Annotated in this window: 17 protein-coding genes; 6 read left to right on the top strand and 11 right to left on the bottom strand. The window is 72.6% G+C overall.

Features of this window, described 5'->3' with window-relative positions:
- Positions 1 to 29: 29 nt before the first annotated feature.
- Positions 30 to 923 (bottom strand): aldo/keto reductase, encoded by an 894-nt coding sequence (locus ACFVNO_RS17035; RefSeq protein ID WP_355265528.1) that lies wholly within the window; start codon positions 921 to 923, stop codon positions 30 to 32.
- A 44-nt stretch (positions 924 to 967) separates the two neighbouring features.
- Here ACFVNO_RS17035 and ACFVNO_RS17030 point away from each other — a divergent pair, with 44 nt between their 5' ends.
- Positions 968 to 1345, top strand: a complete 378-nt coding sequence (locus tag ACFVNO_RS17030; RefSeq protein ID WP_355265531.1) for a MerR family transcriptional regulator — start codon at positions 968 to 970, stop codon at positions 1343 to 1345.
- Positions 1346 to 1528: 183 nt separating this feature from the next.
- Here ACFVNO_RS17030 and ACFVNO_RS17025 read toward each other — a convergent pair whose 3' ends face one another.
- On the bottom strand, positions 1529 to 1972 hold the full coding sequence (locus tag ACFVNO_RS17025; RefSeq protein ID WP_355265534.1) for a hypothetical protein: 444 nt from the start codon (positions 1970 to 1972) through the stop codon (positions 1529 to 1531).
- Between the two features lie 380 nt (positions 1973 to 2352).
- Between ACFVNO_RS17025 and ACFVNO_RS17020 the strand changes: the two genes are divergently transcribed.
- Positions 2353 to 4770 (top strand): glycosyltransferase family 4 protein, encoded by a 2418-nt coding sequence (locus ACFVNO_RS17020; protein WP_378893593.1) that lies wholly within the window; start codon positions 2353 to 2355, stop codon positions 4768 to 4770.
- On the opposite strand, the gene ACFVNO_RS17015 is transcribed toward ACFVNO_RS17020, so the two are convergent.
- Positions 4751 to 5722 carry a hypothetical protein gene (locus ACFVNO_RS17015; protein ID WP_355265539.1) on the bottom strand — a complete coding sequence of 324 codons (972 nt, stop codon included), beginning with the start codon at positions 5720 to 5722 and terminating at the stop codon, positions 4751 to 4753. The genes ACFVNO_RS17020 and ACFVNO_RS17015 overlap by 20 nt on opposite strands.
- Before the next feature lie 373 nt (positions 5723 to 6095).
- On the opposite strand from ACFVNO_RS17015, the gene ACFVNO_RS17010 reads away from it, so the two are divergent.
- The 3 genes from ACFVNO_RS17010 to ACFVNO_RS17000 all read left to right on the top strand — a co-directional run bounded on the left by ACFVNO_RS17010 (position 6096) and on the right by ACFVNO_RS17000 (position 9564).
- Entirely contained in the window at positions 6096 to 7172 is a 1077-nt protein-coding gene (locus ACFVNO_RS17010) for a pilus assembly protein TadG-related protein (protein WP_378893590.1), read from the top strand.
- A 72-nt stretch (positions 7173 to 7244) separates the two neighbouring features.
- Complete coding sequence (locus ACFVNO_RS17005; RefSeq protein ID WP_378893588.1) at positions 7245 to 8135, top strand: hypothetical protein; 891 nt, start codon at positions 7245 to 7247, stop codon at positions 8133 to 8135.
- 646 nt (positions 8136 to 8781) lie between these two features.
- A complete protein-coding gene (locus ACFVNO_RS17000; RefSeq protein WP_378893586.1) occupies positions 8782 to 9564 on the top strand; it encodes a hypothetical protein in 783 nt (260 codons plus the stop codon).
- A gap of 267 nt (positions 9565 to 9831) precedes the next feature.
- Here ACFVNO_RS17000 and ACFVNO_RS16995 read toward each other — a convergent pair whose 3' ends face one another.
- The 6 genes from ACFVNO_RS16995 to ACFVNO_RS16970 form a co-directional block, all read right to left on the bottom strand.
- Positions 9832 to 10878 (bottom strand): polysaccharide lyase family 1 protein, encoded by a 1047-nt coding sequence (locus tag ACFVNO_RS16995; protein ID WP_378893584.1) that lies wholly within the window; start codon positions 10876 to 10878, stop codon positions 9832 to 9834.
- 202 nt (positions 10879 to 11080) lie between these two features.
- Positions 11081 to 12793, bottom strand: coding sequence for an ABC transporter family substrate-binding protein (locus ACFVNO_RS16990; protein WP_378893582.1), 1713 nt, complete (start codon positions 12791 to 12793; stop codon positions 11081 to 11083).
- A gap of 77 nt (positions 12794 to 12870) precedes the next feature.
- A complete protein-coding gene (locus tag ACFVNO_RS16985; RefSeq protein ID WP_378893579.1) occupies positions 12871 to 15072 on the bottom strand; it encodes a dipeptide ABC transporter ATP-binding protein in 2202 nt (733 codons plus the stop codon).
- A gap of 13 nt (positions 15073 to 15085) precedes the next feature.
- Positions 15086 to 15997, bottom strand: a complete 912-nt coding sequence (locus ACFVNO_RS16980; protein WP_378893576.1) for an ABC transporter permease — start codon at positions 15995 to 15997, stop codon at positions 15086 to 15088.
- 79 nt (positions 15998 to 16076) lie between these two features.
- Positions 16077 to 17057 carry an ABC transporter permease gene (locus ACFVNO_RS16975; RefSeq protein WP_378893573.1) on the bottom strand — a complete coding sequence of 327 codons (981 nt, stop codon included), beginning with the start codon at positions 17055 to 17057 and terminating at the stop codon, positions 16077 to 16079.
- Positions 17058 to 17636: 579 nt separating this feature from the next.
- A complete protein-coding gene (locus tag ACFVNO_RS16970; protein ID WP_378893570.1) occupies positions 17637 to 19274 on the bottom strand; it encodes a family 2 glycosyl transferase in 1638 nt (545 codons plus the stop codon).
- A 600-nt stretch (positions 19275 to 19874) separates the two neighbouring features.
- Between ACFVNO_RS16970 and ACFVNO_RS16965 the strand changes: the two genes are divergently transcribed.
- Complete coding sequence (locus tag ACFVNO_RS16965) at positions 19875 to 20300, top strand: ATP-binding protein (protein ID WP_355265680.1); 426 nt, start codon at positions 19875 to 19877, stop codon at positions 20298 to 20300.
- A gap of 7 nt (positions 20301 to 20307) precedes the next feature.
- Here the strand turns inward: ACFVNO_RS16965 and ACFVNO_RS16960 are convergent, their stop codons facing one another.
- Together ACFVNO_RS16960 and ACFVNO_RS16955 are read right to left on the bottom strand one after the other, a co-directional pair.
- Complete coding sequence (locus ACFVNO_RS16960; RefSeq protein WP_355265567.1) at positions 20308 to 20487, bottom strand: hypothetical protein; 180 nt, start codon at positions 20485 to 20487, stop codon at positions 20308 to 20310.
- 147 nt (positions 20488 to 20634) lie between these two features.
- Entirely contained in the window at positions 20635 to 23841 is a 3207-nt protein-coding gene (locus ACFVNO_RS16955) for an efflux RND transporter permease subunit (RefSeq protein ID WP_378893565.1), read from the bottom strand.
- Positions 23842 to 24341 lie beyond the last annotated feature (500 nt).

The raw sequence follows: 24341 nt of genomic DNA, 5'->3' as shown, positions 1-24341 counted from the left end.
GGCCACGGGACACGGGCGGCGGCGGGCGGTCAGCCCGCCTCCGCCGGCGGGGCGTCGAGGCGGCGGACCTGGTCGTCGGTCAGCTCCAGCCGCGCGGCCGCGGCGTTCTCCTCCAGGTGGCCGACCGAGGTCGTCCCCGGGATCGGCAGGATGTGGGCGCCCCGGCGCAGCAGCCAGGCCAGCTGCACCTGGACGGGGCTCGCCCCCGTCTCGGCGGCGACCTCCGCCACCGGCGAGGCGGCCACCGCCTCCCCCATCGCCACCGGGAAGAACGGCACGAACGCGATGCCCAGCTCGGCGGTGCGGTCCACCACCGGGTCGTGGTCGCGGGCCGCGTGGTTGTACAGGTTCTGGACGGCCGAGATCGGGGCGACCGCGTGCGCGCGCTCCAGGGTGGCGACGTCCACCTCCGACAGCCCGATCGCCCGCGCCTTCCCCTCCCGCTGCGCCTGTGCCAGGGCTCCCACCTGGTCCTCGATCGGGACGGCCGGGTCGACGCGGTGCAGGTAGAGCAGGTCGATCGTGTCGGTGCCCAGGCGGCGCAGGCTCGCCTCGACCTGCTGGCGCAGGTAGGCGGGGTGGCCCAGCGGCACCCATTCCTCCGGGCCCGGCCGGGTGACGCCGACCTTGGTGGCGATGGTGGCGCCCGTGCCGCGCAGCGCCTCCCCGAGCAGCCGCTCGCCCTCGCCCAGGGCGTAGGCGTCGGCGGTGTCGAAGTGGTCGATGCCCAGTTCCAGGGCCCGGTGCAGCAGGGCGATGAGGTCGTCCCGGTCGGTGGGGGCGCTCCAGACGGGGGCCGTGGCCCCGGACCGCCGGTGCGGGGCGTCGGCGAAGCGCATGGTCCCCAGGCCGATCCGGGAGGTGGAGAGGGAGTGCGCGGGGGCGGTGTTCCGCTCGAGGGTGCCCGTGGTGTTCTCTGTCATGCGAGGACGTTAAGAGCTGACATCGGTGAGAGGGGCAAGGGGACGTGGCACGGATCACCGGAATGCGGATCGGGGACCTGGCCGCGCGGACGGGTGTCGGCGTGCGGCTGCTCCGGTACTACGAGGAGCAGGGGCTGCTGGCGCCGCGGCGCACGGCGGCGGGCCAGCGGGTGTACGAGCCCGGTGACGTGGAGACGGTGCACCGGATCCGCCGCCTGTTGGAGGCGGGGCTGGGCACCAAGGTCATCCGCACCGTTCTGGAGTGCGCGTGCGGCGGCGGGGGCGACGTGGAGCCCTGCCTGGACCCGCTGCTGGCGCGGGAGCTGGAGCGCATGGACGACGAGCTGGCCCGGCTCGCCCGGCACCGGAGGGCCGTCGCGGAGCTGCGCCCGGGGGCGCGGGCCGACGCCGCGGCGGGCTGAGCGCGCACGGCGGGCCGTCGCCGCGGGGTCCGTCCTCCCCGGGAGCACCTGCGCGGCGAACAGACCCGGCGCGCAGGCGAGGGGCCTGCGGGCCCGGTACTGACCCCGGAGGCACGGGCGGCACCGCGCACGCGCCCCGGGTCCCGGCCGCCCGCCATCGGCCGCCCCGGGCCGGCGCGCGGGTCAGAAGAGGAAGTGCCCGGCGAAGCCGGCCAGGGGCAGGGCGCGGTCGTCCGCGGCCCTGCGCAGGGTGCCCAGGCCCTGGTCATGGCGGGTGCCCGCCAGGTGGACCACCGCCACGACCAGGAGGAAGACGGCGACCCCCGCCCAGGAGTAGGTCAGCGAGATGTTCGGGAAGGCCGCCGCGGCGGCGGCCAGGAGCGCGACCGCCAGGGCGAGCAGCGCGCCGCCCCGCACCAGGCGCCTGGGGCGCACGCGGTCCCTGATCGACTCCAGGCTGTGGACCTCGACGGTGAACTCCTCCTTGCAGGTCGGGCAGACCACCGGGTGGATCACCGCCCCCGTGGCCGGGCGCCGCACCTTGACGGTCACCGACTGACCGGTGTGGTTCCGGCGCCTGCTGTGGGCCAGGCGGACGGTGGCGACGGGCGAGGGGCGTTCGGGCATGGGCCGGTCCTTCGTGCGACGGGGGTGCGGACCAGGTTAGGGCACCGTGGTCCGGGGGCGGTCCCGACGGATAGGGGTCCGCGGCGGACGAGCGCGGGCCGGAGCGGCGGCACGGGCCCGGAGCGGCCCCGGGACCGCCCTCCGTGTCGTACGGACCCGCGCCGGCGGCCCTGTGAACAGCATGCAAAACACCGACATACCGTGGCAAACCTTCCGGCAGGAGTTCACAGGACCGCACGTCGGGGGTGGCCGCCGCTCTTAGCCTGTTCATTCCCGCACCGCTCCGCCCGCCCCGGCGGCGGGGCGTCCGGTGCGGGTGGGCGACGACCGGGGCCGGTCCGTGCGGGGGCGCGGACCGGCCCCGAGAACACGGGGGCCAGGTGAAGATCGCTTATCTGATCAACGACATGTACGGCATCGGTGGCACCATCCGTACCGTCGCCAACCAGGCGGCGGCCCTGGCCGCCCGGCACGAGGTGGAGATCGTCTCGGTGTTCCGCCACCGCGACGAGCCCGCCCTGCCCGTGCCCCCGGGGGTGGCCCTGCGCCCGCTCGTCGACGTGCGCGACCACGACGGTTCCACCGGGGTGGGCGGCCGGCCGCTGTACGAGGGATCGGAGCGGGCCGGCCTCCCCCCCGTCCTCTTCCCGCCCGAGGACTCCCGGGGCTCGACCCACAGCAGGCTCACCGACGACCGGCTCGAGCAGTACCTGTCCACCACCGACGCCGACGTCGTCGTCGGCACCCGGCCCGGGCTCAACGTCGTCATCGCCCGGTGCGCCCCCGACCGCGTGGTCAAGGTCGGGCAGGAGCACCTCACCTACGAGCAGCACTCCGGATCGCTGCGGCGCGTCATGGCCGAGGAGTACCCGGGCCTGGACGCCTTCGTGACCGTCACCGAGGCCGACGCCCGCACCTACGCCCGGAACATGCCGCTGCCGGGCGTGCGGGTGCTGTCCATCCCCAACTCGGTCCCGGCCCCGCCGTTCACCACCAACGGGCACAACAGCCGCACCATCGTCTCCGCCGGGCGGCTGGCCCCCAGCAAGCGGCACGACCTGCTGGTGAAGGCGTTCGCGTCGCTGGCCGAGGAGTACCCCGACTGGACGCTGCGCATCTACGGCCGCGGCGACCGGCGCAAGACTCTGGCCCGGCTGGTCGGCTCCCTGGGGCTGCACGACCGGGTGTGGCTCATGGGGCCGCACACGCACGTGGAGGAGGCGTGGGCGCAGGGGGCGTTCGCCGCGGTGACCTCCAGCGAGGAGCCGTTCGGGATGACCATCGTGGAGGCGATGCGCTCGGGCCTGCCGGTGGTGAGCACCGACTGCCCGCACGGGCCCGCCTCCATCATCCGCGACCAGGAGGACGGCTTCCTGGTGCCCAACAAGTCCGTGCAGGGCATCGCCGAGGGCATGTCCCGGCTCATGGCCGACGACCGGCTGCGGCAGCGCATGTCGGCGGCGGCGCTGGCCGACTCCGAGCGGTTCGACCCGGCGAACGTGGTGCGCCTGCACGAGGGCCTGTTCTCCGACCTGGCCGGGGCGCCGCTGACCGCCTCCGACGTCGCTCCCCCGGTCCCGGTCCCGGCGCCGCGCACCGAGCCCCCCGTCTCCTGCCGGGTGCGCGCCGGCGGCGACGGGCTGGTGACGCTGTCGTTCACCGACCCGCCCGACCTGGTCGAGCTGGTGCGCCCCGGGCAGCGCGTCACCCTGGCCCCGGACTGGCGGGGGCAGGTGGTGGTGGACCCGGCCAGGGAGCGGCTGGCCGCCGTCACCTGGGAGGTGACCCGGGTCGACGGCGACGCCATCACCCCGGTGCGGGACCTGGAGATCCACCAGCAGGGCTACCCGTTGGCGCCCAAGCGGACGCCGGAGCTGTCCCTGGTGATCCCGACCCGCTCGGCCAAGGGCGGCCTGCTGCTGCACGTGCGCCGGTCGGCCCACCACGCGGAGGTCGAGCACGTGGAGGTCGCCGAGGGGCTCATCACCGTCCAGGGCCGGGTGCTGGGGCACGACGAGGCCGACGCCCGCGCCCGCATGGTGGTGCGGCTGCGCAACTCGCCCCGGACCCTGCGGGAGTTCTCGTCCCCGGTGGCGATCGGCGGCCTGTTCACCGCCGTCATCGACCCGGCGGCGGTGGTGCGCGGCCGCCACGGCGACTCCGAGACCTGGGAGATGCGGCTGGTGCTGTCCAACGGCACCGAGTGCAGTGTGGGCCGCCACCTGCCCGGGGTCGTCGGGTACAAGAAGATCATCGAGTACCCGGCCCAGGACGTGCGCCCCGCCCGCGGGCCGGGGTCGCGGGTGCGCCCCTACTACACGGTCAACGACCGGCTGGGGCTGCGGACCTCGCCGCTGGCGCCCACTGTGGAGGTCGAGGACGTGCGGGTGCGCGCCACCGCCCGGGGCGACCGGCTCCGGTTCGCGGTCCGGCTCACCGACGCCCTGCCCGAGGGGGTCGCGGCGGCGGTGGAGGTGGTGCGGGGCTCCGACGCCGGGCAGCGGTACCCGTTGGACGTGGAGGGCCGCCTGCTGACCGGGACGCCGCCCCTGCTGGCCCGCCCCGAGTACACCGGCACCGACGGCCTGCGGGCGACCTGGCAGGTGCGGCTGCTGGTCGGCCCGGCCGGGGCGCTGAGCCGGATCGGCGCCGGGAGCGTGCTCGGGCACACCGCCCGGCGCTGGAACCACGGCCCCTACGTGCGCTCGGTGACCGCGTCGCCGCTGGCCAACGGCGACCTGAAGGTCACCGTGGCCGACGTGCACCTGTGGTCGGCGATCAACCGGCGGCTCCGGTGAACGGGTCGCCCCCGCCGTTCGCGGTGCGGATCATGCGCTGGGCGCGGCCGAGCCGCTCCAGCAGCCAGTCGGGCATGTGGTCGGCGCTGCGGGGGAAGCGCACCGCGTCCCGGTAGAAGTCGCGGGGGTCGGGTTCGGCGTCGAACTCCGGCGGGTTGCCGTGGTCGAAGTGGACGCCGATCTCGCGGGACTCCTTGACGGTGAGCCTGGCGGTGAACCAGGTGCCCTTGCCCGGCTGGTACATGCCGGTGCGCAGCCGGTCCAGCAGCCGGGCCGCCTCCGGCGGCAGCAGGTCCCATTCGCGGCCGTCCTCGCGGGCGACCTCCACCCGGGTGGAGGCCACGCCGACCAGCGCCTTGTGGTCGATGACGATCTGCCTCCACTCGCCCCAGACCGCCGCGACGGTGCGGTCGGCGATCTCTTGGACGGTGTCCATCATCTCCTCCGGGGTCATGTCGCCCGGGTCGATGCGGCCCTCGCGCGAGGCCCCGGGGGCGGCCAGCGCCATCCACGGCGACACGGTCTCCGGGACCAGGTCGCCCTCCAGGCGTTCCAGCAGCCAGTCCGGCATGTGGGCGCGGTCCCGGGGGAAGTGCTCCAGGTCCAGCAGGTAGCTGTCGTTGTCGCGGGGCTCGTCGAAGTGGGGCTCGTTGTCGTGGTCGTAGCGGACCCGGTAGCGGGCCGGGCGCTCCAGGTCGTAGTAGACCGTGTACCAGGTCCCGGTGCGGGGGCGGGCCATCCCCGCCCGCAGCTCCCGGAGTTCGTCGAGCAGCGCCAGGGGCGGGACCCGGCCGACACGGCCGCCGTCGGGGAGCAGGGCCTCCAGGTGGATGGACTCGCAGTCGACCAGGCCCGCGTACACCAGGCGGAGTTTGATCCAGTCCTGCGGGGCGGCCTCCAGGAGCACCGACCCGATCCGGCGCAGGGACCGGTCCTGCTCTACCGCTGTCATCGGAGTACGGGGATTCATACTCTCGCCTTCTGGTCACCGGGCCACCGCCGGCCGGGCGGTGGATCTGCTGATACGGAATGTGTCGGACAGCGTCCATCCTCTCCGCTGGAGTCGGTTTTTGTCGGACACACGCGCTGGAAAGCCGGGTGTGTCACGGAAACGATGCCGAACACACCCTTCCCGTGTTCCCGGGCGGGCGCACCCCGGCGACCGCACCCGGCCACGGGCCGCCCTTCCACAGGGAACCCCGGCCCCCTACCGATCGCCGTGGCCTCGGGGTAGGCTGCGCCCGGTGGCCCCAACGTGGTCGGGTGCTCACCCCGTGCCATTCGCGGCCTTCCCCGCCCGCCCCCTTCACCCCTCGGACGACAGCATGGGATCGCCGACCCCCGCCCCCCGACGACGCCACCTGCTCGGTCACCGCGACGACGGGCAGGCCAACATCCTGCTCCTGTTCGGGCTGACCCTGGCCCTGCTCGCGCTGACGCTGCTGTTCGTGCGCGTGGGGGCGGCCGGGGACCAGCGTTCGCGGGTGCAGACGGCCGCGGACGCCGCCGCGCTGGCCGCGGTGAGCGCCCTGCAGGAGTCGGCGGCCGAGGACCTGGTGGAGGGGCGCTTCCCCATGCCCCTGTTCGACGAGGAGGTCGCCCGGGAGCGCGCCGAGGAGTACGCCCGCGCCAACGACGCGGTGGTCACCGACCTCCGGGCCAGCGACAACGTCATGGGCCGCAACGGCAACATCGTGCGGGTCGAGGTGCGCGGGGCCATCTGCCAGAAGGAGCTGGAGGAGGACGGCTCACGGCACTGGGGCGACGTGACGTGCGACGGCGAGGAGGACGGGAGCACGCGGGTGGGGACGGCCGCGGCGATCGCGATCGCGGAGTTCCCCGAGTGCGGGCGCGACGACGGCGGGATCTACTGCTCGGGCGCCGAGGTCACCAGCCTGGACCAGGCCCGCCGGGTGGTGAGCGTGCACCTGGTCGACCAGGAGGGGCGCTACGAGTTCGACCCGAGCCGGGTGGTGTTCGGTGCCGGGGCGATCGTCGACTGCGCCTCGCTGGGGCAGCTGCACCCGACCATGTGCCAGGTGCACGAGACCCTCCAGCAGGAGTTCGGCGGGTTCTACCTGACCGCGGGCGGCTACCGCAGCGAGCCCACCAGCGACCACGGCTACGGCATGGCCGTGGACTACATGATGGCGCCCATCGGGACCGTCCCCACGCCGCAGATGCACGACAGCGCGGTGGGCGTGATCGACTGGATCATCCAGAACGCCCACCGGCTGGGCGTCAAGGGCCTGATCTACGACCACCACATCTGGAACGCGACCAGGGGCGACCCGGTGGGCCCCTGGATGGAGGTGCGGCGCTTCCACCAGGACACCGGGAACCTCACCCAGGACCACGTGGACCACATCCACCTGGCGGCGGGGCCGGGGAACATGCGGTAGCGGCGCGCGAGGGTTGTCCACAGGTCCGGAGAAGGGCTTGTCCGGGCCCGGGCCCGCACCGAACCTGGATCCATGACCCGTGACCCCCTGGACACCGAGAGTCCCCCCGCGCCGACGCACGAGCCCCTGCCGGACCGGGGGCTGCTGCTGCGGACGCTGCGGCCGATCGTGCCCGTGCTGTCGCCCCACGCGGTGGTGCGCGACCTGACCGCCGCCTACCTGTGGGGCGTCGACCTGACCGGCCCCGAGGAGCACATCACCCGGTCACCGCCCCGGGTGGCGCTGCCGCCGGGCACACCCCTGCGGGGCCTGCCGGTGGCGGTGCGCCGGGAGGTGGTGCCGGCCGCCGACCGGGTGGTGGTGGAGGGGATCCCCGTCACCTCCGCGGCGCGCACCGCCGCCGAGGTCACCGCCCGGGCCCCGTCGGTGCCGATGGCGACCGCGCGCATCGACGCCTTCCTCTCCCGGGGGCTGGCCGACCCGGAGCGGGTCCTGGGATACCGGCACCTGTTCACCGAGGCGCACTTCCGGCGGCTGCGCACGGCGGTGGGCTACGCGTCGCCGCTGAGCCGGTCCCCCGCCGAGTCGTGGCTGCGCGCGGTGATCCTGCAGGCGGGCCTGCCCCCGCCGCAGGCGCAGTGCCCGGTCCGGGTGCACCACCGGACGCTCCACGCCGACCTGGGGTGGCCCCGGTACCGGCTGGCGGTGGAGTACGACAGCCTGCTGCACCACAGCGGCCCGCGGATGGAGCGCCGCGACCGGGCCCGGTACACGCTGATGCGCGCGGCGGACTGGCAGGTCGTGCCGGTGACGATCCACATGCTCCAGTGCCACGCCCCGAAGCTGCTGACCCGGATCCGCGACGAACTGGCCGCCCGGGGCTGGGAGTGCCCGCACGGGGAGCGGGAGCGGATCCGGCGGCGTATCCGGGGCTTCGAGCGCCGACCGCCCCGGCTTCGGTGAGGGGGCGCCGTGGACCGCGGACACGCGCTGGCGGAGTACGCGGCCGTGCTGGCCCTGGTGGCGGTACTGGTCGTCGCGGTGCTCCCCGCCCGCCCGGCCTGGGAGGGGGTGGAGCGGTCGCTGGACCGGGTGGTGCAGGGCCCCGGCTCGGCCCCGGACTGGACCCTCGACCCGGTGGCCGCGGCGGACGTGCTGCTGCGCTGCGGGCGCGGACTGCCGCGCCCCGACCCGGTGGGCAGGGTGGACTGCGCCCTGGCCGTGCTGGCGCTGCTGGACTCGGAGGTGCTGGAGGCGACCGTGCTGCGGCTGGAGGCGGAGGAGCTGTACGAGCTCTTCTCCAGCCGCTCCTTCTCGGAGGTGCCGGCCGCCCGGATCGCCGTCCGGCTGCTGTGGGAGCACGCCGCGGAGGAGGTGCTGCGCCGGCTGGCGCGGACCGAGACGTTCGGGTTCCTGGAACAGGCCCTGGACTCCCCCGCCGGGGACTGGGTCCTGAGGTTCGTGGGCACGGGTGGTGATCGCGTGTACGCGATCCTCGAACAGAACGCTGCGTCACCGCGTCGTACCTTGGGCACGCACAACACCGCGATGTCGTCCGGACGCCCCGGGCGACGACCCCCCGTACCCCCCGCGATCCGCGCGTGGTCGCGTGAACCGCAGAATCGAGGTCGAGGCCGTGTCGTCGATGTCGTCGTTGCCCGACACCGCGCCCGAGGACGAGTCGGCCGCCCCGGTCGGGCGGCCCGGGTGGCCGATGACCCTGGCGATCCTCGCCGTGTGCCTGGCCGTGGTCGCCAGCGGCTGGTGGGTGGCCCGGGTGGTCCTCAAGGAGCCCGAACCCGAACGGCCCTCCCCCGAGGACGCCGCGGCGTTCGTGCTGGACGCCGCCGAGCGGATGGAGGCGGCCGACTCCTACGCGCTGACCTTCACCCGGCTCCGGGAGGGGCGGCCGGTGGGCGAGGGCACCGCGTCCTACGACGTGTCCGGGAACCCGCGGTTCGAGCTGTCCTTCACCTACGCGGACGGCCCGGAGGTGTACCACTACGACCTGGGGGACGGTGTTCCGATCACCACGGCGGGGCACGGGCTGCAGATCCCGGAGGAGCCCTCCGAAGCGGACCGGTACCTGTGCTCGGCGATGTTCGGCTCGGCCAAGCTGCGCGAGATCGCCGAGTCCTCCGAGGACCTGGAACTCGCGTCCCGGGAGGAGCTCGACACCGGTGCGGGCGACGTCACCGCCCTGCGCTACGAGGGGACGTTCACCGCGTGGGTCGGCGGCTACGACTCCGGCACCGGGACCAACACCGTGGAGTCGCTGGAGGGGGTGCCGTTCACCCTGTGGCTCACGCCCGACGGGGACCCCCTGCGCCTGGCCTACGGCACCTCGACCGGTCTGGAGGAGCTCTACGAGTACGGCCCTCCGCCCTCCTGAGGCCCAGCCGGGGACCGGCCCGGCCCGCCCGCGGGACCGCCGGGACCCGGTCGCCCTACCGGGACCCGCCCGGCCGGGCGCCGCCGAGGGACGGCGGGCCCGGAGCACCGTGCCAGGGTCACGGGGCGGGACCCGGACGGGCCCGCTCACGCCGACGGCGGACCGGGACGCCGCGCCGGTCCCGGGCGCCGACGGCAGGGAGTGGAGACGGATACGGCGGCGCGGTCGCTGCTCAGGGCCGGGGCGCGCTCACGTTGGCGGCGCGGGTCAGTGGGGGGCGCCGGCGGTGGCGGAGACGATGTCGGGGACGTCGGCGGTGTCGTCGAGCTCGTAGGCGTAGGGAGGGTCGTCGACCGAGCCGAAGAGCTCGGGCTGGGCGGTGTCCACCAGGAGGTTGTCGCGGGTGAGGGTGGCGCCGGGCTCCTCCGGGTCGATCCGGACGGAGATCCCGAAGCCGTCGAAGTAGTTGCCCTCGACCAGGACGGCGGCGCCGTACCCCGACTCCACCCCGTACTCGGCGTCGCCCCGGTACAGGTTGTTGAACACGTGCACCTCGCCGCCGCGGACCCGGGGGCTGCGGGTCTCGGTGCCGTCGAAGAGGTTGTGGTGGACGCTGACCCGCAGCGCCCCCGGCTCCTCCTCGCGGCCGCCGATGCTCAGCGCCGCGTCGGCGTCGCGGAAGTGGTTGCGGGAGACGGTCACGTGGTCGGCGCCGCCGGTGACGGACACGAGCGGGTCGCCGCCGCCGTCCCACAGGGTGTTGCCGTCGATCCACACGTGGTGGGCTCCGCCGCTCACCGACACCGCTGTGCCGTCGGTGTCCAGGGTCAGGCCGCTGACGATGACGTTGGCCGCCCCGTCCACGGCCAGGCGCCCCCCGGTCAGCTCGGCGCCCTCGCCCGCGGCGGCGACGAGGGTCTTGTCGGAGCCGATCTCGACGGTCCCGTCCAGGTCGATGCCGCCCGAGACCTCGATCACGAGCGGCTCCTCGGCGCTCAGGTGCCGGGCGAGCTCGTCGGCGCCGGTGGCGGTGACGGTCTCGCCGGCGGCGCCGCCGGTGACCGCGGGGAACTCCTCGCCGTCCCGTTCCAGCGGCTGGGCGGCCCAGCCGACGGGGGCGGCCGCCCCGTCGTCGGAGGCCGGGGCCGAGGGGCCCGCGCTCTCGTCGCCCGTGTCGGGCGCCGGGGAGGCCGCCCCGGCCTGGGCGGGCTCTGAGGCGGGTGCGGGAGCGGGGTCCTCCCCACCGGAACAGGCGGCCAGGGCGGCGCCGAGCGCCAGGGCCGTCGCGACGGCGAGGAGCGAACGTGCGGTCATGGGGAGCTTTCCAGCGAGCGGGGCGGGGGGTGGAGGGGGGATCCGATCCACACCTTGCCACAGCACGGGCCGCGGTCCCAACCCGGCCCGCACGGGCCCCGGAACGCAGGAGGGCGCCGGCCCCGCGAGGGGGCCGGCGCCCGGAGGACGTTCACCGGCGGCGGGTCAGGGCCGCCCGTGACCGTTTCTCACAGAGGGAGGACTACTCCGCGGCCCAGCCGATGTCCTCGTAGACGTAGTCGCCCGCGAGGCCGACCTCGCCCCAGTTGTGGAGGTTGTCCTTGAGGACGTACTGGCCGGGGCGCTCGAACATCGGGATGGTCAGCACCTCGTCCCAGATGGCGGCGTCGATCTGGTTGGCGATCTCCGCGTACCGGTCGGGGTCGGTCTCCTGGCCCAGCTCCTCGAACAGGTCGTTGATCTCCGGGGTGGAGTGGAAGCTGGTGTTGTTGCCCCAGTCCTCGCCGGCCTCGTCGTACGGGCCGCCGAAGTTGCCGGCGCTGCTGGTGGCGTACGGGTTGGTGCCGGTGAGCACGAACGCGGCCAGCTCGTAGTTGCCCGGGATGATGTAGTCCGAGAACAGGGCGTTGCCCGGCACGTGCTGGACGTCGACCTCGATGCCGATCTCCGCGAGCATCTCGCGGGTGATGTCGGCCTCGTCCTTGGCCAGCTGCATGTCGTCGGAGGCGACGTAGCTGAGGGTCAGGGTCTCACCGTCGGCGTTGGTGCGGAACTCCGCACCCTCCTCCAGGGTCCAGCCGGCCTCGTCGAGGAGCTCGCGGGCCCGCTCCGGGTTGTACTCGCCCAGCTCGCCGCTGTTGTCCTGGTAGCCGTGCTGGCTGGAGCGCAGGAGGCGGTTGACCTCGCCGGTGATCGGCCAGTCGACCGGGCTCAGGGCGACCTCGGCGAGGGTGTCGCGGTTGATGCCCATGGCGAGGGCGTGGCGGACGTTCTTGTCGGCCAGGATCTCGCTGCCGGCGTTCACCGAGACGAAGCGGTGGCCGTTGTTGACGGCGCGGGTGAAGTACGCGCCCTCCTTGCCCTCGAGGAGCTGGTAGCCCGCGGAGTCGTAGCCGAGGTAGAAGCCGTCGATCTCACCGTTGTTGAACGCGGTGGCCTGGCCGTCGATCGCCACGTTCACGAAGATGATCTCGTCGAGCAGCGCCGGGTTGCCCCACCAGTCCTCGTTGCGGCTGACGGTGATGCGCTGGGTGACCTCGTCGAACTCGGGGTTCGCGAACGGGCCCGCGGTGATGAACTCCTCGCCCTCGGTGTAGCCCTCGGCGAACAGCTCCTCGTCCTCCATGTACTCCTTGGGGTACACAATGTCGAAGAGGGCCGGCCAGTCGGAGTACGGCTGGGAGAACTCCAGGGTGAAGGAGAACTCGTCCTCGCCCTGGACGACCTCCTCGATGTACTTGTAGCCGTCGTCGCCCTGGATCTCGAACTCGCCCTCGACGTCACCGTTGATGACGGCGACCATGGCGGCGTAGTCCTCCCAGGTCACGGGCTCGCCGTTGGACCAGGTGGCCTCGGGGTTGAGGGTGAAGTCGACCGTGAGGCCGTCCTCGCTCACCCCGTAGTCGAGCACGTACTCCTCGCGCGGCTCGTAGGTGCCGTCGGGCTGGAAGCGCGTGATCGAGGGCATCATCGCGCCCATGACGCGGCGGACGTCGGCCTTGTTGCCCTGGATGTGGACCATGTTGTACTGGTCCTCGTACTCGCTGAGGGCCCAGACGAACTGGCCGCCCTCCTGCAGCTCCTCGCGGGGCGCCGGGTTCAGGTCGGTCGCCTCGAGGGAGGCGTTCTCCTGCTGGGCCTCCTCGGGCGACTGCTCGTCGCCGCTGCTGCACGCGCTGGCCGCAACGACCAGTGCCGCGACGGGGGCGAGATAACGCGCCTTCCCGATTCGCATGGGGATTCCTCCTCTGGGGATGGGTAGGCCGACGCGCGGGGCGGCGTCGGCCCGTGCCGTATCGAAACCGGACGGGTCTAGAGGACCGACCGCCGCTCCGCGAAGTGGCAGGCGGTCGCCTGGTCGCCACCATTGGTGGCCTCCAGCGCCGGTTCGACGCTCATGCACCGCTCCTGTTCGGGTTCGGAGAGGGTGACGAACTTCTGGCACCTGGTCCGGAACCTGCAACCCGATGGCGGGTTGGCGGGGCTGGGCAGGTCGCCGTCCAAGACGATGTGCGTGCGCGCGCGCTCCTTCTCCGGGTCGGGGATGGGGATCGCGGACAGCAGCGCCTGGGTGTAGGGGTGTGCGGGCCGGGTGTACACCGAGTCGGTGTCGCCGATCTCGACGATCCGGCCCAGGTACATGACGGCCACGCGGTCGGCGATGTGCCGGACCACGGACAGGTCGTGCGCGACGAAGAGGTACGACAGGCCCAGCCGGGCCTGGAGCTCCTCCAGGAGGTTGACCACGCCCGCCTGGATGGACACGTCCAGGGCGGACACCGGCTCGTCGAGCACCAGGAGCTTGGGCTCCAGGGCCAGGGCTCGGGCGATGCCGATGCGCTGGCGCTGGCCGCCGGAGAACTCCGAGGGGTAGCGGGTGGCGTGTTCGAGGTTGAGGCCCACCAGCTCCAGCAGCTCGTAGACGCGGGCGGTGGTGTCGGCCTCGCTGTACCGGTGGGTGCGCAGCGGCTCGGCGATGATGTCGAAGACCGGCATGCGCGGGTCCAGCGAGCTCATCGGGTCCTGGAACACGATCTGCATGTCGCGGCGGAGGGCGAACCGGTCGGCGCCGCTGATCTTGGAGGTCTCGCGCCCCATCACGGTGACGGATCCGCCCTGAGGCTTGGCCAGCCCCATGATCTCCATGAGGGTGGTGGACTTGCCGCAGCCGGACTCGCCGACCAGGGCCAGGGTCTCGCCCTCGCGGATGTCGAAGTCGATGCCGTCGACCGCGTAGACGGTGCCGACCCGGCGCTTGAACACCGCACCCTTGGTGAGCGGGTGGTGCTTGATCAGCGACTCGACCCGCAGCATCTCGGTCCGGTCCTCGCGGCGCACCGCGGCGGCGGGGACCTCGGGGATCTCCGGGATGGGGTAGATGTCCTGGGCGGTCCAGCCGTTCTCGGCGATCTCGCCGGAGCGAATGCAGGCCACCCGCTGGACGCCCGTGTCGCCGACGGCGGCGGCCTCGGCGGGGGCGCCCGCCTCCTGGGCGGCCCGGATCTGCGCCTCGGAGGGCTGCTCGCCCACCGGGAGCAGGTCGGGTTCGGCCAGCGAGCACTCGGGCTCGGCGATGGGGCAGCGCGGCGCGAAGGGGCAGCCGGGCGGCAGCGCGGTCAGCGAGGGCGGGGTCCCCTTGATGGGGACGAGGGCGCCCTGGCGCTCCAGGTCCATGCGGGGCACGGCGCCGAGCAGGCCCATGGTGTAGGGCATGCGGCTGCCGTAGTAGATCTCGTCGACGGTGCCCATCTCGACGGGGCGGCCCGCGTACATGACGAGCACCCGGTCGACGAACCCGGCGACGACGCCGAGGTCGTGGGTGATCATGACGATCGCCGCGCCGGTCTCCTCGCGGGCGGTGCGCAGCAGGTCCAGGATCTGCGCCTGGATGGTGACGTCCAGGGCGGTGGTCGGCTCGTCGCAGATGATGACGTCGGGGTCGTTGGCCATCGCCATGGCGATCATGACGCGCTGGCGCATACCGCCGGAGAACTCGTGCGGGAACGAGCGGTAGCGGCCCTCGGGGTTGGGGATGCCGACCAGGTCCAGCAGGTGGACGGCCCGCTTGCGGGCCTCCTCCTTGGACGCCTTGGGGTTGTGGATCAGGACGGCCTCGGACAGCTGGTCGCCCACGGTGTAGACGGGGGTCAGACCCGACAGCGGGTCCTGGAACACCATGGAGATGACCTTGCCGCGGCGGGTGGCCATCTCGCGGTCGTCCAGGCCCAGGATCTCCTCGCCGTGCAGCTTGACCGAGCCGGTGATGACGGCGTGGTCGGGCAGCAGGCCCATGGCCGCCATGGACGACACGGACTTGCCCGAGCCGGACTCGCCGACGATGCCGAGCACCTCGCCGCGGCGGACCGCGTAGCTGACGCCGCGCACGGCGTTCACGTCCGGGTTGCCGTTGAACCCCCGGAAGGTGACGTGGAGGTCCCTGACCTCCAGGACCGGGGTCTCGTCGCCCTGGCGTTCCGAGGCGGCCTCGGTGTTCTCGATGGTCTGTGCGCTCATGTGTGCTTCCCCCCTAGGACCGGCGCGACTTGGACTGCGGGTCCAGGGCGTCACGCAGCCCGTCCCCGATCATGTTCACCGCGAGCACCAGGATCACCAGGAGCACCGTGGGGAACGCGAAGATCCACCAGCTGGTGTTGGCGTAGCTGGACCCGTCGGCGATCACCACGCCGAGGCTGATGTCCGGCATCTGGACGCCGAAGCCGAAGTAGCTCAGCGAGGTCTCGCCGATGATCGCGGTGCTGACCGCGATGGTGGCGTCCGCGATGAGGAGCGACGACATGTTGGGCAGGATGTGCCGGAGGATGATCTTGTGCGAGGGGACGCCCATGAACCGGGCCGCGTGGATGTACTCCCGCTCCCGCAGGGAGATGGTCATGCCGCGGATCATCTTGGAGGTGACCATCCAGCTGAACGCGGCCAGCAGGACCACCAGCATGATCCAGCCCCCGTTGCCGCCGAACTGCTCGGCGAGGATGGCCAGGATGACGAAGCTGGGCAGCACCAGGGCCAGGTCGGCGATCCACATCAGGGCGCGGTCGGTGATGCCGCCGAAGTAGCCGGCGAAGGCGCCGACCAGGGCCGCGATGCCGGTGGACATCAGCGCCACCAGCAGGCCGATGAGCAGCGACTTCTGCAGGCCGGCGGTGGACTGCGTCCAGACGTCCTGGCCGGTCTTGTTGGTGCCCATCCAGTGCTCGGCCGAGGGCCCGTCCAGGAAGGCGGTGTAGTCGCGCTCGCCGACCTCCCAGCCGCTGATGGCCGGGCCGACGAAGGCGAGGATCGCGAGCAGGGCCAGCAGGACCAGCCCGATGATCACCCGGGGGGTGCCCAGGAGCTGGCCGACGATGGCCTTGGCCCGGTTGGGCGCCGGCGGTACGGTCGGGGCCTTTCCGAGCTCCGTGCTCGTTTCGGTGGTGCTCATGACCGGATCTCCAGCTCGATGGCAGCGGGGGCGTACTGGCGGGGCGGGGTGTGCGCGGACGCGCGGTTCCTTGTCACGGTCACACCCGCACCCTCGGGTCGAGCCAGGCGTAGAGGATGTCCGAGAGGAACGACGCCACCATGATCGTCACGGCCATGAAGCAGGAGGCCGCGGCCACGATGTGGACGTCCTGCTGGAAGATCGCGTCGATCAGCCAGGCCCCCATCCCGTGCCATCCGAAGATCTTCTCGGTGAAGGTCGCGCCGGAGACCATCACGCCGAAGGTGAAGGTGAAGTACGTGATGGTCGGGATCAGCGCGGTGCGCAGGGCGTGCTTGAACAGCGCCTTGCGCCGGGTGAGCCCCTTGGCCATCGCGGTGCGCACGAAGTCCGAGCCCAGGACGTCCAGCATCATGTTGCGCTGGTAGCGGGCGAAGGCGGCGAAGAGCGCGACGGCGAGCACGAAGGTCGGCAGGATCGCGTGGTGGATCCGGTTGAGCAGGAGTTCCCATGCGTTGCCGCGGAAGCCCGCCGAGTACTCGCCGGAGAACAGGAAGAGCTGGAAGCCGACGGCCTCGTTGATCCCGGTGGCGAACACCTGCACGCTGAGCGCGATGACGACGGTGGGGATGGCCAGCACGAAGAACGAGGCGACGGTCGCCGCCTTGTCGAACATCCGGTACTGGCGCACGGCCGCGTAGGCGCCGATGGCGATGCCCAGGGCGCTGCCCAGGAGGGTGGCCACCGTGATCAGCCGCAGGGTGACACCGGCCTTGAGCCAGATCTGCGGGGTGACGTCCCTGCCCTGGATGGTCTGTCCGAAGTCGCCCTGGGCGACACCGCTCAGCCAGGTCACGTACCGCTGCGCCAGGGGCGTCTGGTCGTTCAGGTTGAGGGTGTCGAGCTGAGCATTGATCACCGCGTCCGTCGGCGGCGGCTGCATCTGCTCGAAGTAGCCGCGCGGGTACAGATTGGCGGCGGCGAGCAGGTACGCGAAGCTCGTCGCGAGGAAGATCAGTACGACGTAGTTCAACAGTCGTCTGACCAGGAACTTGCCCAAAACTCTCTCCGAACCTCACAGCCGAGCCCGGCGCGGCGGTCTGCTGACAGGGCGGTCGTAGCCAAGAGCGCCGGTGGAGGAGGCACGGATCCGCGAGGCTGGTGGCCTGTTAAGCATCCGTGATCCCACTACCACCGGCGGGGGTCACTCCCGGTGACTGCCGAAACACAATTGCGTCCGATTCACGATCAGTGACCGGAATGTCAAGAGTCTGGGGCATCGCTAGACACTCGACGGTAACCAGTGCATCAAGAAAAGACAACGGAGCCCTTTTGCCCGGTGAACTCGTGGCGATTTGTCAATCTTTGCACAGAAAGTCACGAGTGCGTCACCCGCAGCTAGAAAAGCGCGCTGAGCTGCGGAGACGCACCCGCCGAACCGGGCGATACGTCATCACTGTTTACATGAAACCCGACAAACCCGGCAATCATACGACCAAAAGACAGCAAGTTGTCACCCCGGGGAAACACGCTTCCGCTCCGCCGGACCACCGCCGCCTGTTCGCCTCCGGGAGCGCCCGGACCCGCGAAAGGGGTTCCGATGCCCCGGACCGGCGGACATCACCCAGTGTGAGTGGACTTAACCGGACCTAACGAGGGTGCGTGAGCCCTCCTCAGCCCGAGCGGGGTCCCGTGCGCGGGCCGCCTGCGCCACGGCGAAGTCCGGACGGCGCACCCGGGGCAGGAGCGGGGCCGCGCTGCGCGACCGCGCCATCCCCCACCAGGTCCCCAGGCCCCGGGCCGCGTCACCCGCGATCCCCAGCGCGGTCCAGGTGAGCGGGTCGACCGGGGCGGCGCCCCGTGCGGTCCGCCAGGCCGCCGGATGCGGCGCCACCAGGGCCGCGGCGGTGGCCGCCGTGGCCAGCACCGTCGCCGCCGCGGGCCTGCGGCCGCACCGCAGGTCCCGGGTGATCCGCACGGCGCCCAGGGTCAGGGCCGCAGCGGCCGGGGGCCACCAGGCGCCCCTCAGGGCCCGGGACGCGGCGCGGGTCTGGCGCACCAGCCCGGCCGCGACCGCCGGGGCGGTCCGGTCCGCGGGCACGCCGGTGGCGGCCAGGGCCGCCACCCGCACCCCGCCCCCGGCGACGGCCAGGGCGGCGGCCGACAGCGGTCGGCCGGCCAGCAGCGCGGCCAGGACCGCGACGCCGGTCGGGGAGAGTTCGGGGCCGGCCGCGCGGGTGCCGCGCAGGCGGGCCAGCCGGGCCGCGGCAGCGCCGGTCCCGGCGCAGGCCCGCAGGTAGCCGCCGAGGTCGGCGAGCGGCGGGACCCGTACCCGGGACCGGGGCTCGTGGCGCACGGTGAGCCCCCGGTCGGCCAGGGACCACAGCAGCGCGGGCTCGGCGGCCGCGCCCAGGGCCGGGTCGAGGAGGGAGGGGTCCACCGCGGAGCGGCGCAGGACCAGGGCGGTGACCGGGCCCAGCGGGTCGCCGGTGTCGGCTCCGGCCGGGCGGGCGAGGCCGGGGGCGGCGTGCCCCCAGGGCAGCACGGGGGCCGGGTCGGGTCCGCGGTCGGGTCCCACCCGGGCCGCGGCGACGGCGGCGACGGCCGCGGAGCCCTCCCCGCCGGAGGCCGGGAGGTCGACGAGCGTGCGCGGCAGCACGGCGGCGACGGCGGGATCGGCGAAGTGCCCGGTGCACGCCTCCAGCCAGCCCGGCCGCGGCAGGTGGCCGGCGTCGACCAGGGCGACGAGCTCGGCGTCGGAGACGGTGAGGGCGAGCGCGCGGGCCGCGGCGCCGCCCACGGGGATGGGCAGCACCCGGGCGCCGCGCTCCCGGGCGGCCCGGGCGGCGGGCCCGGTGGCGCCCACGACGATCGGCTCCGCTCCGGGGTGGAGCCGGGTGAGCCGGTCCAGGGTCGCGGTCAGTCCGCCCGCCGCGCCCCGGTCGATCACGACGATGTCCACCGTGGGACCGCCCCGCTCCCCCACCGGACGCGAGGACGGGTGGGAAGGGCCGCCCCGAAGGCGTCCGTTGAGGATGGTGGCGGGCGACGGGTGGGCGAGCCCGGCCGCGATGAGGTCGGCGGCGGTCGCGCCCTCTTCGGCGTCGCGCACCGGTGCCCCGCTGATCCACCTGATGAGTCCGCTGACCTGTCGCGACGTCAGGCGGACGGCGCGGGTGGGGTCGCCGCCGACGAGGAGGTGCCCTTCGTCGGCGAGGCGCACGGCGCGGTCGAGTTCGACGCCGAGGCCGGTCGGCAGGGGGGAGCGGGAGGCCATGTCCCTTACCTTGACGGGTAGTCCCCGAAGTGCGCAAGACCCCGGTATGGGACGAAAAGCGCAACTACGTTACCGCATCGTTACTCATTCCCTTGAGTCACACCAGTCACGGAACCTCGGCCTTGACCGGTCGCATACCCTGACCGAACACCCTCTTTAACCAGGTCAAGAGGGGTCGTTCCGACACGGCCAGGTCGGCCGGGTCCCCGGAAGAGCACGGAGCGTATGCTATGCGCGAATACGCCCTTCAGTGTCGTGGGGCACATCCGATACCAGACACGACCATTCGCCCCGGACCTCCCCCGCACCCCGTCCGCCGCCCTCCCGCCGCGCGCCCGGTCGTGCGGCACCGCACCCCTCCCTGTACCCGGGGGCCTCGACCCGTGTGTCCGCCCCGCGCCGTGACCCGTTCCGGGCATGGACGCGACACCGAGGGGCAGGCGCTGCTCCGCCCTGTCCTCCGAGAACACACCGTGGAGTGAACAGCACATGACCGCAGCAGCACCCCACGACCCCCTCGTCCACCTCGGTGTGCGCGGTGCGCCCGTCCCGGAGCGGGCCGCGAGCGTCGACTCCTCTCCTCCCGTATGTGGTCCGGCAATGGAAGAGCACAACAGATCCGCCAGACGCCGCTTCCCCGGTCTGCCGAGCCAGATCGCGTACGCGCGCAGGTTCGTCGCCCGACAGCTGGCCGACTGCCCCGATCCCACCACCGCCACGCTGTTGACCAGCGAACTGGCGACCAACGCCATCACACACAGCGCCTCGGGGCGCTCCACCGGCAAGTTCGAGGTCAGCGTCCACCGCGCCCCGGGCTGGGCCCGGGTGGAGGTGCGCGACCTGGGGAACCTGAACGAGACGCCCCGACCCCAGCACCGGGACCCCTACGACACGGCCGAGCACGGCCGGGGCCTGGACCTGGTCGAGGCGCTCTCCAGCAAGTGGGGCAGCGAGCCCCGCGGCGACGGCATGGGCCGCCAGGTCTGGTTCGAGCTGGTGTGGGACGAGACCGCCGAGGACGGGTGACCCGGGGTCACCCGCCCGTCGCGGTGTCCTCCTCGGGGGCCGTCCCCTCCCCCGCGGCCGCGGGCGCCTCCGGCAGCCGGTAGCGCTCGTAGAGGAGGCGGGCGTAGTCCTTCGCCTCCTGGGAGGGCTCGGCGCCCAGTTCCTCCCGAACGAGATCGTCGAGTGACTTCTTCTGCGTTTCCGTCATGTATCGCAGCCTGCCGTTCCCGCGCCGATGACACAAACCAACGCTCCGGTCACAGCATGCCACCGCTGCCCCGTCCCCGGGGCCGGAACGGCGACGGGCGCCCCGCGCCGGAGCACGGGACGCCCTCTCACCTGGAGATTCCCAGCGTCAGCCGACGGTCTCCTTCTCGCGCGCCAACGCGGAGGCGGCCGCGCGCTTGGAGCGGCGCAGCTCCTCGCGGGAGGCCCTGCGGGCCGCCCGGCGCTGCTTGCCCCACTCCACCAGCTGGTAGAGGACGGGGACCAGGATCAGCGTCAGCAGGGTCGAGGTCACCAGGCCGCCGATCACCACGAGCGCCAGCGGGGCCGAGATGAACGCGCCGCCGCCGGTGATGCCCAGCGCCATCGGGGTCAGGGCCGCGACGGTGGCCAGGGCCGTCATGAGGATCGGGCGCAGACGGTGCCGGGCACCCTCCACGATCGCCTCCGTGAGCGGCATCCCCCGGTTCTGGTTCTGGTTGATGAGGTCCATCAGGACGATGGCGTTGGTGATGACCACACCGATGAGCATCAGCATGCCGACCAGGCCGGCGATTCCCAGCGCCGTGTCGGTGACGAGCAGCAGTGCCAGCGAGCCGGTGATCGCGAACGGGATCGAGATCAGCAGCATGAACGGCTGGAGCAGGCTCTTGAAGGTCGCGACCATGATGAGGTAGCAGATGACCACGGCGGCCAGCATGGCCAGGGCCATCTGCATGAAGCCCTCGCTCTGCTCCTGGCTGACACCGCCCAGCGTGGCGGTGGCGCCCTGGGGCAGGTCCATCGTGTCGAGCGCCTGGGTGATCTCGGCGCTGACCGCGCCCAGGTCGGAGGCGGTGACACTGGCCTCGACGGTGGTGCTGGTGATGCCGTCGATGCGGGTGAGCTGCGGCGGCTGCTCCACCTCGACCACGTCGGCGACCTCGGACAGCTCCACCGGCCCGGCGGTCGGCGAGACGACCACCAGCTCCTCGAGCTCCTCGACGGTGGTCGGGGCCTCGACGGCGCGGACCACGATGTCGCGGCGGCTGTCGTCGACGGTGACGGTCCCGGTGTTCTGCCCGTTGAACGCGGCGCTCACCTGGCCGCCCACGGCGGCCTCGGTCAGGCCCAGTTCGGCGGCCTTCTCACCGTCGACGCGGACCTCCATGGCGGGCTGGGTGGCGGAGATGCCGTTGACGACGTCGGCGGCGCCGTCGATCCCCCGCAGCTCCTCCTCCACCAGGTCCGCGGCCTCGGCCAGGACCTCCTGGTCGTCGGCGGTCACCCGGACCTCGATGCCGGAGCCGGCGCCCATCGCGCCCATGGCGCTCATGGTCGGCTCGTAGTCGGTGTCCAGGTCCTCCAGGGAGTCGCGCAGGACCTCGCGGTTGCGCTCCTGGTCGGTGTCGGGGTCCGCGGTGATCGTGTAGTCGATCTGCGAGGCGCCGCCACCGCCGAACGGGCCGGCCATCGCGTTGCCGCCCACGTTGGTCTGGTACGACTCCACCCACGCGAACCCGGCGAGCATCTCCTCGACCTTGACGGCCTCGGCGTCGGCCTCCTCCAGGGAGGTGCCCGGGGGCAGCTCCTGGCTGAGGGCGTAGGTGTTCTCCTCCGACTGGCCCATCCAGTCGGTCTCCAGCTGGCCGGCCATGTAGACCGTGCCGCCGAAGATGACCGCGGAGGCGACCAGGGTGACGATCGTGGCCTGCTTGCGCTTGGTGGTGATCCACCGGATGACCGGCATGTAGGCGCGCTGCAGCGGGCTGCGCAGCTCGCGCTCGGTCTCCTCGCGCTCGATCTCCTCCTGGGTGGCGTCGCCGATGTCGCGCGGCTTGAGGAACCAGTAGCAGAGCACCGGGATGATGGTGATCGACACGATCAGCGAGGCGAGCAGGGCGAGGCTGGCGGTGACCGCGAACGGCATGAAGAGCTCGCCGACCATGCCGCCGACGAAGGCCAGCGGCAGGAACACCGCGACGGTGGCGAGGGTGGAGGAGACCACCGCGCCCGCGACCTCGCGGACACCGGTCTTGACCGCCTCCATCTTCTCCTTGCCGTAGTCCAGGTGCCTGCGGATGTTCTCCAGGACCACGATGGAGTCGTCGACGACGCGGCCGATGGAGATCGTGATGGCCGCGAGGGTGAGCATGTTCAGGGTGAAGCCGAACGCCTGCATGCCCAGGAAGGCGATCAGCACCGACACCGGGATGGACACCGCGGTGACCAGGGTGGAGCGGATCGACAGCAGGAAGACGAGGATGACGATCACGGCGGCCGCCAGGCCCATGCCGCCCTCTTCGAGCATCGCGAGGATGGACTCGTTGATGTAGGGGGCCTGGTCGAAGACCACGCTGATCTCGATGTCGTCGCCGAGGACGTCGGCCTGCTCGTCGAGGACGCGCTGGACGCCCTCGGAGACCTCGACGGTGTTGCCGTCGGGGGTCTTCATGATCATGACGCCGACGCTCGGGTCGCCGTTGACACGGGCCAGGGTGGTGGCCTCGTCGCGGACCAGCTCGACGTCGGCGACCTCGGAGAGGCGGACGGGCTCGGGCTGGGCGGCCGGGGGCGCGCCGGGCATGGCCGAGGTGGCGCCGGCCTCCGGGGCGGCCGGCCGGATCCAGATGTCCTCGACCTGCTCGACCGAGGTGAACTGGGCGCCGGTGGTGACGTTGAGCGTGCGGCCGTCGGAGTCGACGTCGCCGCCGGGCACCAGCTGCCCGCTGCCCTGGAGGGCCTGGGTGATGTCCTGCGCGGTGAGGCCCGCCTCGGCCATCTCGTCCTCGTCCGGGGTGATGACCAGGTCGGAGGAGATCGCACCGGTGATCGTGGCCGAGCGGACGCCCTCGACGGACTCCAACTCGGGGATGAGGTGGGTCTCCAGCGGCTCGACCATGCCCTGGTCGTCGCCGTTCTCGGCACCCGCGGCGAGCATGACGACGGGCATCATGTCGAGGCTGAAGGACATGACGCTGGTCTCGACGTCCTCGGGCAGCATGCCCGCGACCTGGTCGACCGCGATCTGGGTCTGGCGGACCAGGTCGTCCTGGTCGGCGCCGTAGTCGAACTCGACGGTGACCTGGGCGGTCCCGCTGCTGGAGGTCGAGGTGACGGTGGTGGCCCCCGCGACGCTCTGGACGGCCTGCTCCAGCGGCACGGTGACCTGGTTCTCCACGACCTGCGGGGAGGCGCCCTGGTAGGTGCCGGTGACCATCACCATCGGCAGGGACATCTGCGGGAAGAGCTCCCGCTTGGCGGCTCCGGCGGCGAGCACGCCGAAGAAGAGCACGGCCAGGGTGATGAGCAGTACCAGCGCCCGGTTCTTGAGCGACATGACCGCGAGGCGGTTCATCCGGTCGCCCCTTCCGTGCGGGGGGAGCCCGCGTGCGGGGTCCTGAAAGCCGATCTGGACATGAGAGGTTCTCGCTCCTACTCGCTGCGGACGTTGGACCGGTCGGCGCGGTGTGCGCCGGGTCGTCGCCGCCGGGCGGCGGTCGGTCCTCGAAGTCGTGTGGTGGGGATGCCGTCGAAGGCGTGCCGCCCTCGTCCGGGCGGGATCCGCCCGCGGGACCGTCCCGTCCCCCGGGTGCTCCGCCGGGCATTGCATCCGCCGGGCGCCTCCCCACGATACGTCGCGTTATATCGGGACTTCTCGTCCTCGGACGCGGATCGGGGGGCTTTCAGGGACGCGTCAGTCTTCTGTCAGGGTCGGCCCCTGACCAAAGTTAGGGACATCCGACAGAAGTCGGAGATTCCCCGGCGGGACATGGGACTTCATCACGCTCCACCACCCCCGGACCCCTGTAACGGGCATCACAGTGGCAGGTTCCGGTCATCCGCAACAACGGCGGC

This window comes from Nocardiopsis sp. NPDC057823 (assembly GCF_042797335.1).
Classification (GTDB): domain Bacteria; phylum Actinomycetota; class Actinomycetes; order Streptosporangiales; family Streptosporangiaceae; genus Nocardiopsis; species Nocardiopsis changdeensis.
Note: the sequence above shows the minus strand (reverse complement) of the source record. Positions and strands in the feature narration are given on the sequence as shown.

Bases quoted from the DNA above. Each gene is read 5' to 3' on its own strand.
- ACFVNO_RS17035 (WP_355265528.1), bottom strand. From the start codon at position 923: ATGACAGAGAACACCACGGGCACCCTCGAGCGGAACACCGCCCCCGCG.
- ACFVNO_RS17025 (WP_355265534.1), bottom strand. From the start codon at position 1,972: ATGCCCGAACGCCCCTCGCCCGTCGCCACCGTCCGCCTGGCCCACAGC.
- ACFVNO_RS17015 (WP_355265539.1), bottom strand. From the start codon at position 5,722: ATGACAGCGGTAGAGCAGGACCGGTCCCTGCGCCGGATCGGGTCGGTG.
- ACFVNO_RS17010 (WP_378893590.1), top strand. From the start codon at position 6,096: ATGGGATCGCCGACCCCCGCCCCCCGACGACGCCACCTGCTCGGTCAC.
- ACFVNO_RS17005 (WP_378893588.1), top strand. From the start codon at position 7,245: ATGACCCGTGACCCCCTGGACACCGAGAGTCCCCCCGCGCCGACGCAC.
- ACFVNO_RS16995 (WP_378893584.1), bottom strand. From the start codon at position 10,878: ATGACCGCACGTTCGCTCCTCGCCGTCGCGACGGCCCTGGCGCTCGGC.
- ACFVNO_RS16990 (WP_378893582.1), bottom strand. From the start codon at position 12,793: ATGCGAATCGGGAAGGCGCGTTATCTCGCCCCCGTCGCGGCACTGGTC.
- ACFVNO_RS16985 (WP_378893579.1), bottom strand. From the start codon at position 15,072: ATGAGCGCACAGACCATCGAGAACACCGAGGCCGCCTCGGAACGCCAG.
- ACFVNO_RS16980 (WP_378893576.1), bottom strand. From the start codon at position 15,997: ATGAGCACCACCGAAACGAGCACGGAGCTCGGAAAGGCCCCGACCGTA.
- ACFVNO_RS16970 (WP_378893570.1), bottom strand. From the start codon at position 19,274: ATGGCCTCCCGCTCCCCCCTGCCGACCGGCCTCGGCGTCGAACTCGAC.
- ACFVNO_RS16965 (WP_355265680.1), top strand. From the start codon at position 19,875: ATGGAAGAGCACAACAGATCCGCCAGACGCCGCTTCCCCGGTCTGCCG.
- ACFVNO_RS16960 (WP_355265567.1), bottom strand. From the start codon at position 20,487: ATGACGGAAACGCAGAAGAAGTCACTCGACGATCTCGTTCGGGAGGAA.
- ACFVNO_RS16955 (WP_378893565.1), bottom strand. From the start codon at position 23,841: ATGAACCGCCTCGCGGTCATGTCGCTCAAGAACCGGGCGCTGGTACTG.